The 14,581-nt window shown below is 31.7% G+C and carries 11 protein-coding genes and 1 tRNA gene; 4 read left to right on the top strand and 8 right to left on the bottom strand.

What is annotated here, in order from left to right; translation table 11 throughout:
* Window positions 1-21: 21 nt before the first annotated feature.
* From DK508_RS17860 to DK508_RS17850, 3 genes are all read right to left on the bottom strand, one after another.
* A complete protein-coding gene (locus DK508_RS17860) occupies window positions 22-789 on the bottom strand; it encodes an enoyl-CoA hydratase/isomerase family protein (protein WP_109302145.1) in 768 nt (255 codons plus the stop codon).
* A 654-nt stretch (window positions 790-1,443) separates the two neighbouring features.
* On the bottom strand, window positions 1,444-2,772 hold the full coding sequence (locus DK508_RS17855) for an MATE family efflux transporter (protein WP_109302144.1): 1,329 nt from the start codon (window positions 2,770-2,772) through the stop codon (window positions 1,444-1,446).
* The gene (locus DK508_RS17850; protein WP_109302143.1) at window positions 2,769-3,269 is read right to left on the bottom strand and encodes a GNAT family N-acetyltransferase; all 501 of its coding nucleotides are present in this window, start codon (window positions 3,267-3,269) and stop codon (window positions 2,769-2,771) included. Before DK508_RS17850 ends, DK508_RS17855 begins: the two co-directional genes overlap by 4 nt.
* A 180-nt stretch (window positions 3,270-3,449) precedes the next feature.
* Between DK508_RS17850 and DK508_RS17845 the strand changes: the two genes are divergently transcribed.
* The 4 genes from DK508_RS17845 to DK508_RS21260 all read left to right on the top strand — a co-directional run bounded on the left by DK508_RS17845 (window position 3,450) and on the right by DK508_RS21260 (window position 6,888).
* Window positions 3,450-4,250, top strand: coding sequence for a universal stress protein (locus tag DK508_RS17845; protein WP_109302142.1), 801 nt, complete (start codon window positions 3,450-3,452; stop codon window positions 4,248-4,250).
* 10 nt (window positions 4,251-4,260) lie between these two features.
* A tRNA-Ala gene (locus tag DK508_RS17840) sits at window positions 4,261-4,334 on the top strand.
* A gap of 514 nt (window positions 4,335-4,848) precedes the next feature.
* Window positions 4,849-6,570, top strand: a complete 1,722-nt coding sequence (locus DK508_RS17835; RefSeq protein WP_109302141.1) for an AraC family transcriptional regulator — start codon at window positions 4,849-4,851, stop codon at window positions 6,568-6,570.
* A 150-nt stretch (window positions 6,571-6,720) separates the two neighbouring features.
* Complete coding sequence (locus DK508_RS21260) at window positions 6,721-6,888, top strand: hypothetical protein (RefSeq protein WP_160114781.1); 168 nt, start codon at window positions 6,721-6,723, stop codon at window positions 6,886-6,888.
* A 543-nt stretch (window positions 6,889-7,431) separates the two neighbouring features.
* On the opposite strand, the gene DK508_RS17830 is transcribed toward DK508_RS21260, so the two are convergent.
* The 5 genes from DK508_RS17830 to DK508_RS17810 form a co-directional block, all read right to left on the bottom strand.
* On the bottom strand, window positions 7,432-8,004 hold the full coding sequence (locus DK508_RS17830; RefSeq protein ID WP_109302140.1) for a type 1 periplasmic binding fold superfamily protein: 573 nt from the start codon (window positions 8,002-8,004) through the stop codon (window positions 7,432-7,434).
* An 11-nt stretch (window positions 8,005-8,015) separates the two neighbouring features.
* Window positions 8,016-10,406, bottom strand: a complete 2,391-nt coding sequence (locus tag DK508_RS17825) for a TonB-dependent receptor domain-containing protein (RefSeq protein ID WP_109302139.1) — start codon at window positions 10,404-10,406, stop codon at window positions 8,016-8,018.
* A 153-nt stretch (window positions 10,407-10,559) separates the two neighbouring features.
* Window positions 10,560-10,844 (bottom strand): hypothetical protein, encoded by a 285-nt coding sequence (locus tag DK508_RS17820; RefSeq protein WP_109302138.1) that lies wholly within the window; start codon window positions 10,842-10,844, stop codon window positions 10,560-10,562.
* A gap of 57 nt (window positions 10,845-10,901) precedes the next feature.
* Window positions 10,902-11,750, bottom strand: coding sequence for a S9 family peptidase (locus DK508_RS17815; RefSeq protein WP_200831886.1), 849 nt, complete (start codon window positions 11,748-11,750; stop codon window positions 10,902-10,904).
* A gap of 5 nt (window positions 11,751-11,755) precedes the next feature.
* Window positions 11,756-14,491: a PD-(D/E)XK nuclease family protein gene (locus DK508_RS17810; protein WP_109302137.1), complete on the bottom strand. Its 2,736-nt coding sequence runs from the start codon at window positions 14,489-14,491 to the stop codon at window positions 11,756-11,758.
* Window positions 14,492-14,581: the final 90 nt, after the last annotated feature.

Raw genomic sequence — 14,581 nt, 5'->3', positions numbered from 1 at the left:
AAAATTGAAGATTTCCATTTGTTATTTTTTAAATTTCTCTAAAGCTTTTCTAGTAAATTCTGAGAGCACCAATTCTCCAGATATAGCCGCACGATCCAGTAGTAACTCATCCCAATGATCTGTTGCTTTCCACAATACTTTTTTCATTTGTTGAGTGGCCTTTGGGTTATAACTTGCTAGTTTCTCTGCAAAAAGTTGCACTTCTTTATCTAATTCTGTTATGGTTTCAAAAACTCGAGAAAACAATCCATTTTCTTTAGCCCAGTATGCATTTTTCCATTGAGAAGCATCCCAAGCGAGTGTTTCAAAAGCAGCCAAACCAATTTTTCTAGATACAGCGGGTTCAATTACAAAAGGGCCAATACCAATAGCCAATTCACTTAGTTTAATTGAAGCAGCTTCAGTTGCCAAACAATAATTACAGGCAGAGGCTAATCCAACGCCACCACCAACAGTTTTTCCTTGGATTCTTCCTATAATTGGTTTCTTGCATTTTCGCATTGCATTGATCACGTTGGCAAATCCAGAAAAGAATTGCTTTCCTTCTTCGAGATTAGAAATGGCCATAAGCTCATCAAAAGAAGCTCCAGCACAAAACGCACGATCACCTTCAGATTTTAACACTATTACATGAACATCTTTTGTATTTGATAACTCATCAAATGCACCAGTTAATCTTTCTAATAATTCTGAAGGAAAAGAGTTACTAGCGGGATGACCAAATTCTATTGTTGCGATATGATTCTCGATATTAACATATAAGCTTCCGTTGGCTCGTGTTGTTGTCATATACTATCTTTTTAAGGTAAAAATAACAATATTTTTCTCTGTAATTAAAAAAGAAATTCAAAAAACACAACTTATACCCCTCTGATAATTAGGTGCTTACACTAATCGGGTGAAATTTAATGAAAATCCTTGAAAAATATGGAGTAACAAAATCATTTTGAGCGACACTTAATTAATACAAACTAGAATAGTTTGAGTTTGTGTAGTTGGGATGCCGGGTAATCTAGGGGTAGCGTTACCCGGTATTACTTTTTCATAAAACTGAACACTATTCAAATATAATGTTAATAATATATATTATTTTGTGTGTTTAATGTTAAAAACTAATAATAACTACACAATCAACAATACCGTTTAAATAATTAGCATGACTTATATTTAAACCATGTTAGAACAATTTTTTGAAAAACACAGATTAAAAATAGGGCTTATTTTAATATTAATGTATTCCCTATTAATGGTATTGGTATTTATTTTTTGAAATGAATTAACATATAGCATTTCGAAAAATACGTAAGTCTACGTATTTGAATATCAATCCATTACTATTAAATTTGGGCTATGGTAAAAAAATATTTCGAAAAGTATCGATTAGAAATTTTAATGAGTTCAAGCTATTTATTAACGCTTTGGATCATTGTTGAACTTCTTACTTCAGGAAGATAGTGGGACATATTTTCTTTTGAATTTTATTGCGAGTGCAATACCTCGAATAAACATCCAAACAGAAATTGCAATCCACACTCCGTGTAATTGCATATCTAAATATTTTGATATCAATAATGCTGGTATGAATCCCAGAAAAGTAGATCCTAAAAGTACATTTCGTAAGAATCCAGTTTCTCCCATACCTTTAAAAATACCATCTCCAACAAACGCCAAAGCATTTATAGGTAACATAATCACAACGATATAGAAAAAATCTAAGAAAATGGTTAAAACTTCTTGATCCTTAGAAAAAATAAGGCCCAACTTTTCTGGAAGCAGTAATGCCGTTCCTCCCAAAATACAGGCTACAATAACCCCATATATTGTTACTTTTTTTGCCATTTTCACTAAAGTAGTATAATCCTTAGCTCCTAACAACCTTCCTCCCAAAATATTTCCTGCTCCTCCATACCCATCAATAAAAAATGCAAAGAACAACCATAATTGTATCGCAATACTATGCGCTGCTATATAATTTGTTCCTAAACTTGTTGCTTCTCTAACGGCCATTATTAAAGTAATATTTAGGGCAAGAGATCTAATAAATAAATTGCCACTCATCACCAAAAAACGTTTCATTTCTGGGTGCCAAAGTTTTTCAAGTTTTAGAGATACATCTGTTTTCTTCAACAACAAAATTAAAGACAGCACAGCCATCAAGATTTGTGAAATCAGACTTGCCCAAGCTGCTCCCTCTAAATTCATAGGATCTATAAAATTTTCTATACCATATACCAAAATAAAATCAAGTCCAACATTAGCTACTACACCTATTAAGGCAATTATCATGGGCCAAAATGTATTTTGTAATCCTCTGAAAATTCCAAAAATTGCGAATACAAAAAGTGATAATGGAAACCCCCAAACACGAATCTCGTAATACGAAATACAATAATCGAGCACTTGTCCTTCTGCTTTAAGCAATACAAAAATTTCTTTTATAAAAGGAACCGTAGCGATCAGAATAGCAATACTTAAACCTATATTAAATAAAATGGCTTGCGCCGGTAATGTTTTAACTTCGTCTAATCTGCCTGCTCCTAAATATTGTGATATAATTGCTGAAATAACTGCTCGGGTTTGCGCCAAAACCCAAATAAGCATAGAAAGAAAAGAGCCCACTATACCAACGGCAGCCAGGGATTCTGTACCGGTCACGGGGATATTACCTACTATAGCAGTATCAGTAGCCGATAAAATTGGCTCTGCAATTCCCGAAATAATTGCAGGAATCGCCAGTTTATTTATATTTCTAAAACTTATTAGTGTGCTCATATAACAAGTTCATAACAATAAAATGGATACTCACTTTGTTTGGGGAAATATATATTTCCTAATTTTTTATAACCACGCATTTCATAAAATTTTTGATTGCGCAGGTTTTGACTAAAAGTGTCTAATCGTACGGATCGATATTTATTATGTTTTGCAAAATTTTCGGCAAAATCCATCAATTGTTGTGCATATCCTTGTCCCCAATAATTTGGGTCTACAGCCAACCGATGAACATACAAGTTTTTATCGTTTTCAGTTAACCATGTGACAGGGACATATTCCTGATCCATGATTTCTGTTAACACAATAATTCCTTTGATGATTTGTTTCTCTTCGAGTATATATAACTCTTGCAATTCTATATCGGTTTGAAAACGTTCTATAGCGGGATAGTGTTCGTTCCATTGATAAATTCCCTTTTTAATCATAGCCTTAGCGCAAGCTTGTGTTAAGGAAAAAATCGAATTCAGATCGGATGGTAGTGCTTTACGAATCATACTTTTTTTGCGAAGGCCAAAAATACTAACTTTATATCGTAGATAATAGAGTGTATTACTATTCTGATCCACATTTAAATAAACTTTAAGAAAACTAGCTCACATCTTTACTGATATTTCAATCCACAATTGACATAAAATTGTAATTTTGTCATCTTAATCACAAATCAGGCTTGAGGAATGAAGAATATACTTGTCCCTTTAGGGTTATCTAAAAATTCGGTAACAACTGCGCTTCTTCAATATGCTATTGATCTAGCAAAAGAACTTGGTGGTACTGTTTATGCTGTAGAAACCTTTAAAGAATTACCTAGAGCAGGTAGCCTTCCGTCGGTAAACAAAACACTGAAAGAAATTACTATTTCTTCAATCCAAGAAAAATTAAATGGATTGGATAAAAAGGGAGTTGAAATTATTGCACTTCCTCTAGAAGGAGAACTACTAGAATCTATTCCGAAATTTAATTTGGAACATACTATTAATTTAATTGTCCTTGGATCTGAAAATGAAAATATCCACAACCCATATTTTCTTGGTGAAACCTCAGGAAGTTTAGTTAAAAAGACTGAAATCCCTGTGTTGATTGTTCCCAACAATTTTAAATTTGCACCAATCAAAACTGTACTTATGGCTGTTAAGTCTGGTATTGTGAAAAAGAAAAATGCATTAGCTCCTATAAAAGAAATATTAAATACTTTTAATGCTCAAATGAAATTACTTCAGGTAAAAACAGCTAATTTCTTACCCGAAGATTCTGAGTTTCAAAATGATTTTGGAGAAATTGTTACGTCTTACAAATCTTCAGAAAATGCAACTATATTTCAAGGGGTATTAGAACATCTAAACGAAAGTCACCCTGATTTAATTTGCGTTTTTAGGCGTAAAAGAGGTTTTTTTGCCAAACTTTGGGAAGAAAACACCATACTCAAAAAGGATTTTGAAAGTAGAGTTCCTTTACTTGTCCTAAGGGGAGCTGATTAAATACAAAAATGGGGATGTAGCTCAGCTGGCTAGAGTGCTTGACTGGCAGTCAAGAGGTCGTGGGTTCGAGTCCCATCTTCTCCACTTTCATTAAAACCCTGATATTCTTTTCAGGGTTTTATTACCTTTATTATTTATCAATAATCTTTATTTCTCTATTATTTATTATCTCAAAAAACTTTAAAATGGAGTTAACAATTCTATTATATAGTCACATGTATATGGCGGAACTAATGTTTTTGTAATTTAAAATAATTAAAAGTGAACTTTTATATATTTATTATCAAAAAAATTAAACTGATGAATAACATATTCCTACTATTTCCATAGGATTGTATCTTATTCCTGCAAAAAGTTAAATTTCAAAGAGTTATAAAATACGAGAGTTATTGTAAAACACATTATGATAAAACACAAAATTACACATTTATACAACAAAATTTATAAATTTTACGTAGTTTGTAATTTACAATTAAGTGTTAAATTACGGGTAACAAACCTCTCATTTGAGAGACTAACCCTAAATATGAAACGTTAAGAGTTCTAACAAGTCTTTTTTAGTATTTAATCAATTTTATAGGAATAGTAATTAGTGTATATGCGATTTATCTTTTCTTTTCTAATTATTTTATTAGTTTCTAATACTTCTATTTTTTCGTATGATAAAATCGACTCTACCAATAATAACAAGTATTATAAAAATATAAGTAAGGTACAAGATTCTTTGTTAACAAAAACCTATCAAGAATTATCTGATGCGTATAATAATATTCAGTATAAAGATTCGATTAAAGCTCGTATTTATATAAACTACTATTTAAAGAAAGCAAAAACACATCAAGATTCTGTTAGGCTTGCGGATGCCTATTATATGTTACTTGGACAAAGCCTAAATAATCTACCTGTTGCGCTTAGTTATTGTGATAGTATTCTCGATTTTACAAAACATATTAAACATAAATATTATCCAGCCAGAGGATATATTGGTAAAGGAATTATCTTATCTAAATCTAAAAAATACAATGAAGCTTTAGAGTTTTATTTACTAGCCTTACAATATGCAGAGGCTAATCAAAATATAGGTCATATCATTGCCTGTAAACACAATATTGCAATATTAAAGAATACCTTGGGTAAAAGTAAAGAAGCACTAATTATCTATCAAAGCAATTTAAAAGCTATAAAAAAACAAGATACTGCGCAATACCTTAATTATTATATAACTACATGTTATCAACTAGGTGATAGTTATAATCGTCTGGAAGTTCTAGATTCTGCTCAATTTTATTTTAAAAAAGGCATTGCAAAAAGTTTATCTAGTTCATCCAAATACTTATATCCAAACCTATTGTCGGGTTATGGTATTAATAGTTATCTTAAAGAAGACTATACAGTTGCGATTGATAGTATAACAAAATCCCTTGAGTTGTTATCTGAAAATCCAAATAATTCTAACTATCGCATTAATCAATTATTTCTGGCAAAAACCTATTTAAAACTTAACAAGCCTCATAAAGCCTTCTCATACCTAAAAGAAATAGACACCTTTATTAAAGAATCCAACTATAGTAATTTGTTAAGGGATACGTTTGTTTTGCTCATCGAATACTACAAGGCTAATGATGATCAAGACCAACAACTAGAAACTATGGAAAAACTCCTTAAGTATGATCGAATAAGTAAACAAAAAGAAAAAATTCTTAATACCAATATCATTAAAAATTATGATACTGCTCAGCTCATAAAAGATAAAGATGAATTAATTATAGGCATACAAACTAAAAGTAAAAAATTACAATATCGTTTTCTGATTATTGCTGTACTAATTATTGGTTTAATTACATTTTTCTATTTTTATTATTTTAAAAAAGAGAAGAAGGTGTATGAAGAAAAATATGCGGATTTATTACATAAATTTGTAAAAAGAAAAAAATCCACCAAGCAAATAGAGATAGCTCCAGAAATTATCGAAAATATAATTTATAGGCTTAACAAGTTTGAAGAAGATCAGGAATTTTTAAAAAATGATCTTACCATGGCCAAGGTTGCCAAAAAGTTTAAAACCAATTCTTCATACTTATCCAAGGTTATCAATACCCGTAAAAAGCAGAATTTTGCAAACTATCTAAATGATTTGCGTATTGATTTTTGTATCGAAAAAATAAAAACAGATAAAAAGTTTAGACGATATTCTATAAAATCAATTGCTCAAGAGTCGGGGTTTAATAATATCCAATCGTTTTCTGCTGCTTTTCAAAAAAGAATTCATCAAAATCCTTCAGATTATATTCAAAAAATAGAATATTCTAAAAATCCATAGGTTACAAGTGTTTTACTCGCTTTTTTTCATTAAAAATTTATAAATCTTGAGCATCTCTTTACAAATCTTGAGGACTACCCACAAAAAAGCACCTCTAATTCCGCATCCATTAGATACATTTATCTCATAAATCTTAAAAATACTCACACAATGAAACCTAAAAATTCAAAAGCACTCTCATTAAGCAAAGTTAATGTTACACGTCTTACTAATAACTCAAAAATAAAAGGAGGATCTTATGATGGTTGTTGTAGTAACGGGGGTCAAGAAATCTCTATAATTAGAACCTGTCCTCCAAGCCCTATTATCGCACAATAATTTTCTTTTAACTTTAGATTAATAATACCAAATACTAGGTATTAAAAAAATAAACCCCCGGGTAACTAATCCGGGGGTTTTACATTGAAACTTAGTAGTAGTATTTAACACAAACTCAACTTATACTAATTATGATTGTTTCAAATGTATTTCTTAGGTTGATTATTATGGCGCGAATATAAGCGCTATTGTTTAATTATTATCGTAATTTTTTGATGATAAATAACATTTAACGATGCCTTAATATCCTCATAAAATCATTGAATTTAACACACTGAAAATCAAATTTTACTTCATTCTCAAGGGTGTTTCTATCCTTTTCATTAGCATATTCTCAGCGGTTTCTATCCCAAATTTGAAATTAATGCATTATCATATTGTTAATTCATCAAAGTTTATACCAAATACCGTTTGAATTAATAAAAAAACCCTCATGGTAACTACTCCATGAGGATTTTAAATTGAAACAAATCATATGTGCAATTCACAAACTCAACTTGTAACATATAATTACTATTGTTTCAAATCTTTGTTTTCAACCTTTTACTGAATTGTAACTGTAAAAGATTGAGAAATATCAGTATCTCCTCCTGCATCTGCCAATGTTCCATCGTTAGGTTTTTTGGGCATATGTCGTAATGTTATTGTAAAGGTTCCTGTACTGGCATCTGTTGTCTCTAGATCAAAAGTAAGTCCAACAGGATTAGTACCCGTAAGCGGTGGGTAATCTGCCTCAGTATCTGTATAACTAGTAATTAAATTAAGTCCCCCACCTGCTGCAAAAAAGAATTGATGCTCATCTGCTTCGGCCTCAATTTCTTCATTAATATCTTCTGCTGGGTTCTCTGCTTCGTTTAACAGCTCTACAGTACCGTTATAAGTAGTATTTGCTGCCAAATTTCCTGAAATTTCAACCACGGGAGCCGTTGGTCCATCTGCACCATCTTCATCAAAAACTTTTAGTGTAACAACATCATTACCTGCAGTCAATCTTACTGTCATCGTAGTAATTACCTCCTCTTCATTTACTGGTGTAGGATTATCGTCATCATCTGAACATGAAACGAATAAAGTTCCTGCTAAGAATAAGATGGGTAAAAATTTGCGTGTGTTCATCATTTTAAAATTTAATAGTTAAAAGTTAGTCTTATTAAGAAATTTCTTCCTACCTCATCAGCAAAATATCGCTGGCGATTTAGGTAGTTTCTATAGTTTTTATTTAAAATATTATTAATTGTTGCTCCTATTTTTACGGTGTTATTTTTACCAAGCGGTAATAGGATATCCGCATTAGCATGTAACAAATGATATGCCGATGGTGGCGTATTGATCTCTAAAAGAACATCTTCCCCTGTTTGTGGTGAAAAGACCTCTATATTAGGAGGGAATTCATTTTGCCTGAAAACATATTCGCTTTCTACAGACATTTGCAATCCTAACCAATCTTCTTTCTGAAAGGTTAATTTGTTATTAAAATTGGGAGCTGGCATATTAATTAATGGTGTATCACCATCAGTTTCTTTTCCTTTAACAATCGAAAAATTATGATCTGTTCTCCAATTGGTATGAAATTGTGTGTACAATTTTGCATCTAACCCTAAGAGCCTTGCATCTGATTGTCTGTATTCCCAAACCGGAAAAGCACCTCGCAATGATAACTCTACACTGGTAGGTTCTAAAAGAATATAGTCATTGATCAAATTAAAATACGGTGCTATCTCCCATCCCCATGTTTCACTGTTTTTTTGAAGTGAGAACGATAGTTTATGAGAGGTCTCTTGATCAATTCTAAGATCTCCTAACTCAATCCTGGCAGCAGAATGATGTAAACCATCACTAAATAATTCTGAAGGATTTGGTGCTCTTTGAGATAGGGCATAGTTGGCCCGAAGTACATAATCATCTCTAAATTGATAATTTAACCCAATCGTACCCGAAAAACTATGATAATCAAACTTAGGATTTGTAAGCCATTGAGTTCCAAAATCTCCTATGATTAAATCTGAAAACTCGGCATCATACCCTCTTTCGGTCCATCTGGTTTTTTGATAAAATTTCTTAGCATCAATTTGGTTATAGTCATATCGTACACCTGCGTCTAGTACTAAGTCATTAATATTATATTCTCCGGTAACAAATACTCCTGCATCATATTTATTATAATCAGGTATTAACCTTCTCACTCCTGTTGAAGGGTCGGCAAAATTTTCTTGATACCTTAAAACAATCCCCGTATCTAACGTAAAATCAGATTTAGAATCGAATTTAAAATCCGAAGTAAAACTATGGGTAGTTAATTCAAGGTCAATACTTGGAATTTTTCTTAACTCTGCCGTTTGCCTTATATCAAATTCGAATCGACGATTGAGTTGAAAATCATATTGCGCGGTCAATTTACCAAGTTTTTCAAACCTTTTAAAATATCTTAAACGTCCTAAATGATGCGTTACTTCTTGTTTTGGATTATCAATATCATACGTGAAATCACGAATAATTGAAGGTTGACTACTATTAATTGATTCAATAAGATCATCTACATTACCAATATGAGAGGCTGCGAGTACACCAATTTCATTTTCATAAAAAGAGTAAAAAGCATCCCAACCGTAGGTAAATTTATTTACACCAAATGCTAAGGAAGCTCCTTTTTCAAAAAGACCCGTATTAGAAAGAATATAATCAGGAGCCTCAACATCACCAAAACGTTTTAGAGTTCCTTGTGCTTTTAGAAACCATCCATTTTCATATCCTTTAATAATTTCAGAAGTAACTGATCCTCCTCGACCATTAGATGCTCCTGTAAGTACTGTTTTGCCTATTAAGGTATCTTTTGCCGGTACTCTATTGGGCTCCATCACAATAACACCACCAATAGCATCTCCACCATAACGTAATGCCGCTGCACCTTTTACCACAGTAACGTTACCAGCAGTATTAATATCAACATTTGGCGCATGTTCATCACCCCATTCCATATCCTGCATTCTAACACCGTTGTTCATAATTAACACACGGCTTCCATTTAATCCCTGAATTACAGGTTTAACTATCGTAGAACCTGTATTTAAAGAAGAAACACCCGTTATTTGTCGTAGTGCATCTCCTAATGAAGCACCACTATATTTTTCGAGAATGTCTTTGCCAATAGTTTCTTCTTGAGATGAAGAAGTTTTGTTAGGCTTTGCTCCAGATACTTTTACTTCTTGCAACTCATTTAAATGATGCTCTAAATAAAAATCCTTGGTAGACACCTTATCCAAATCAATAGTTACAACTTGCGAATTACAATCTTCATGAGATATTGTAAAAGCATACGAAGTAGCGCATAATCCCGATATAGTATATTTACCGCTTGCATCCGTCAACATAGTTGTACTATTATAAGTTATTGTAGCTCCTTCTAAGGGTACGCCGTCGTGAAAATCCATCACTCTACCAGAAAGTGTTTTAATGCAATCTTGAGCAGATAAAACAGTAATCCCGAAAAAAAACACTAGTGTTAATGTGTATTTATTCATCTATGAATATGTGTATTTTTAATATTTAGATAAAATTCACCAATAAGTCAATTGAAGTCAACTCAATTATTACGGCTCATTTTATTACTAAACATAATAAGAGATCGTACTGCTATAGCGCAGTATAATTTTATTTAATTAATGAGAAATAACTTAGGCAGAAGGGGGTGCCTTGTTTAAAAGAGAATAGTTAATGGTAGAGTCAAAATAATTTTGCTCATAGTTTGTTCTAACTACATCTGCAGGAATTGTAATAATACAGGGTACCTCTATAGTCTCTGCATTAAGAAAACCATCATTTTGTTTCTCTGAAGCAAGAAGACAAATTTGGCAATCCGTATCACCCGCATCATGACTTAACACATGCGTATCTGCCAATTGTATCAAACAAAACAAGGCAAGAAATATAGAAGCGATTATGGATCTATTTGACTTCATTATGACAAATAAACAAAAAAAATGATGAAAAATTGTGTTTTTTATTCTTCTACTGTGTTAAACTATTACAAATTCGATGGTTTTTAAGGTGATTATTGCCAAATCTTTTGGCAAATGATGTTTATCCCAAGGATGTTTTGCACCAAATACATGATTCGCTTCTTCTAACAGAAAGAGTTCACTATTTGGGTTCCAGAAATGTAATTGTTTTGCTTCATTTACCAAAACGGTTGGGTCATTAACACCATGAACAATTAAATGTGGGGCTTTTATTTGTTTGGTAGCATTACCAATAGTGAGGCGACCCTCATTTTCAACAAATGAAGTGTAAAATGAAAAATAGTGAGGCATTTGTTGTTTTGTCCTTCCATTTTCTATAAAAAATACACCTTCTTTTTTCCAACGTTCAAAAACTTCTCCCTTTGGGAAACGATTTTTATAATCTGAAACGCTTGCCCAAGTAATCAGTTTTGTTATTCTAGTATCTTCGGCGGCTTTAATAATTGCTATCCCACCTCCTCGAGAATGACCAATTAAAGAAATTTTTGAAGAGTTTATTTGATTTTGATATGAGAAACTATTAGATGTTATCCAATCAATAACGGTTTCCAAATCATCTAATTCTTTAATAAATGTGTTTTGCCCAAAAGCTTCTAAATCAGGAAAATCAATAGGCTCTTCTAGGGTTCCTCCATTATAGGAGAAGTTAAATTTCACAAAGAAAATCCCAGATTTAGCAAACTCTTCGCCAACTAAGTCCCAGGCTCCCCAATCTTTAAAACCTTTATATCCATGACAGAAAATAACAACAGGCTTTTGTTTTCTATCGTCTTCATAAAACACATCGACCAAAATTGGTTTTTTATGCTTTCCTTTTATCCGAATATTTTTAATTTTAGTCACCATAATGATCAAACTTCTTTTTGAATAAACGGAATTTTGATATCAAAAATTTCGAAAATTATTTTTTTTAGTTGCTTCAAAAATTCATCAAATACTTGATCAGTAATTTGATGATTTGCTTTACCTCTAATACTTTCTTTGGTGCCAAACTTAAGAAAACCTTCTTGAAGGTTTTTAAATGATATAATACCAGCCTGAAATGATTCTACAGTAGGTTGCCCTTTATACTGCATATACCCATATAATAAAACCTGAATAGCTTTACTGTATTTATAGTCATCGGTAATAATGTCCCAATCCATTAATACAACATCACCGCGCGTTACTCTACCGGTTTTATAATCTATCACCCTTAATACTCCATCTAATTCATCAATACGATCTACTTTTCCTTTAATAACAATCGGAAAATCTAATTCTGGGAAATCTAATAAAGCTTTAAGGTTATTCTCAATAGCTACTATTTTAAGTTGACTACCATTTTTAATTAATTTCTCTTCAGATTGGAGGAAATTAAACACGTATTTTTTGGCTACTTCAAAAATCAGGAGATTTTTACCTTGTGAAATATCCAACTCAGAATACACTTGTTTAAATTGAGCTTTAATTTCACCATCCACCATATTTTTCATTTTCTTGATGTGATCAAGTGTGAGAAAAGCGTTTTCTATAGGTTTATAAAAAGTTTCTAGTGTATTATGAATCACTGTACCCAGAGTATTTGCTGCTATGGTTTCTTCGACCTGATCTGTTTCTTGTATGCCCAAAACATATTTATAATAAAAATCTAATGGGTTTCTAATATAAGATGTAAGCGCTGAAGGAGATAACCCATGAGCGGCCAATGCTTTTAATTGTATTAAAACTTCTTCATTCTTTTCGACCTGTAGCGGCAAATTCATTAGTTTAGGCACTTCGGAAGCAACAATATATTTTGTGAGTGAGTGATTTGGTCTTTTATCAATTTCTAACTGAAGTAAAAATCTACTTTTTTCTCCTCCACCTACACCTTCATCCTCTGTGTCATATAGTACGTAAACATTTTTTGCTCTTTGAATCAATCGATAAAAGTGATACGTATATATCGCATCCTTTTCTTTGTATGTAGGAAGATTATATGCCCTTTTTAAATCATACGGAATAAAAGAATTCATACTTTTTCCGGCGGGTAACATACCTTCATTTACCGAACTTATGATAACCGTTTCAAAGTCTAAGCACCTGGATTCTAACATACCCATAAATTGTAATCCGCTAAAAGGTTCTCCAGAAAAATCCAGAGTTTCGGTCATCAAAAGATCTTTATATAATATATGTAAAGACTTAATAGTATTAAGGTATTGATAACTACTATGTATAGTAGATAGTCTATTGAATACTAAATGAAAATGATATACATACTCTAGTTCTAGAGCATTCTTTTCCTTATCGATAGCATCTTTCAACCTTTGTATAATCTTACCGCAATTTTTAAGTGCGGTATTCACATTTCTCCATGGTTTAAATAATAACTCAAGTACTTCCTTTTCATTATCCGTAACACGTTCAAGTAATTTTTCTAGAGATGGAAACACAATATTTTCCTTAGATATTATATGTGTTAAATCCCTAGAAGTAACACCTAATAATCTATATGCAGGAAGACTGTTTAAAATTTTAAGTACAGATTTGAAATATAAACCCTCTTCATTAGAATTTTTATGTAAGTTGAATAATAGTTCAAAAAAACCAGCTATAGGGGCTTCTTTAAGCGGTAAACCCATAGTTATATTAATAGACTGAATAGAATCCGGTAAGGTGTTTAATAATGGCTGTAGTAAACTCTCATCTGCCAAAACTAAGGCTGTTTTTTCTATGTCTGCTTTTGGAATTGTTGTTAGAATTTCTCCAACATACTTTGCCTGACCAACATTTTTGGGTACTCCGATAAGCTGAATGTCTTTTTTTTCTGAAAAATTATCACCAATCCACTCAAATGGTTGTTTTTGATAATACCCCCATTGTTCTTTATATGTTCGTAAAAACAATGATGCTTCGTGGTACCGATTATTCATAAAAAACTGATCACCATCCCAATATGCTTTTGCCATACCGGCATCTAATAAAGTTTGAAAGATGGTTTGTTCAGCATTATTTAATGCATTAAAGCCAACTAAAATATGTTTCCGTGTTTCGGTTTTAATATAGGTTAGAATATCTTCAGAAGCCTTTCTGTATAACAAACCCTGATAACCCATTTTTTTTGTTATCAGTTTGTCTTTAAAAGCATCATAGTAATCTTTTAAACTCTCCCAAAATTTTATATAATTCTGGACTAAGGTTGTTTTTTCCTTTTGTAAATACCAGTGATTTAAATCCTGAATTCCTGATAGATAGGCAAAAAAGCTTTTGTGGTCTATACAATACCTATCGATTTCATTAAAATCGTAAATTAATGTTTGCGCCCAATTACTAAAAGTTTCAAAATCTTCTTTCTCAAGATTAGGGTGAGTCTCTCTATATGTCTCGTAAAATTCGAATAATGCTTGGATATTGTCTATTTGTCGTAATCCTGAAATTTTAGTTATAAATTCTTCAATACTATAAATTTCTGGAACAAAAATAGTTTGATTGGGGAATAGTTGTACAAGTTCTTTTTTAAGAAATAACCCTGCTCTTTTACTAGGTACTAAAAAAACAAGCTTACTTAATTCTTGAGGATCTTCTCCCTGTTCTAATAGAACTTCTCTTAAAAAACTTTTCAATTGTATAACGGTTTTATCTGTTATAACACTTTAAGAATTGGCAAAGAATACCAACAATTATCTATTTCTTTTCTTTGAATTATCTAAAAT

Source organism: Aquimarina sp. AU474 (assembly GCF_900312815.1).
Classification (GTDB): domain Bacteria; phylum Bacteroidota; class Bacteroidia; order Flavobacteriales; family Flavobacteriaceae; genus Aquimarina.
Note: the sequence above shows the minus strand (reverse complement) of the source record. Positions and strands in the feature narration are given on the sequence as shown.

What these genes read in the sequence shown, in the direction of transcription:
- DK508_RS17835 (WP_109302141.1), top strand. Translation starts at nt 4,849, where the DNA reads ATGCGATTTATCTTTTCTTTTCTAATTATTTTATTAGTTTCTAATACT.
- DK508_RS17845 (WP_109302142.1), top strand. Translation starts at nt 3,450, where the DNA reads ATGAAGAATATACTTGTCCCTTTAGGGTTATCTAAAAATTCGGTAACA.
- DK508_RS17815 (WP_200831886.1), bottom strand. Translation starts at nt 11,750, where the DNA reads ATGGTGACTAAAATTAAAAATATTCGGATAAAAGGAAAGCATAAAAAA.
- DK508_RS17855 (WP_109302144.1), bottom strand. Translation starts at nt 2,772, where the DNA reads ATGAGCACACTAATAAGTTTTAGAAATATAAATAAACTGGCGATTCCT.
- DK508_RS17830 (WP_109302140.1), bottom strand. Translation starts at nt 8,004, where the DNA reads ATGAACACACGCAAATTTTTACCCATCTTATTCTTAGCAGGAACTTTA.
- DK508_RS21260 (WP_160114781.1), top strand. Translation starts at nt 6,721, where the DNA reads ATGAAACCTAAAAATTCAAAAGCACTCTCATTAAGCAAAGTTAATGTT.
- DK508_RS17860 (WP_109302145.1), bottom strand. Translation starts at nt 789, where the DNA reads ATGACAACAACACGAGCCAACGGAAGCTTATATGTTAATATCGAGAAT.
- DK508_RS17820 (WP_109302138.1), bottom strand. Translation starts at nt 10,844, where the DNA reads ATGAAGTCAAATAGATCCATAATCGCTTCTATATTTCTTGCCTTGTTT.
- DK508_RS17825 (WP_109302139.1), bottom strand. Translation starts at nt 10,406, where the DNA reads ATGAATAAATACACATTAACACTAGTGTTTTTTTTCGGGATTACTGTT.
- DK508_RS17850 (WP_109302143.1), bottom strand. Translation starts at nt 3,269, where the DNA reads ATGATTCGTAAAGCACTACCATCCGATCTGAATTCGATTTTTTCCTTA.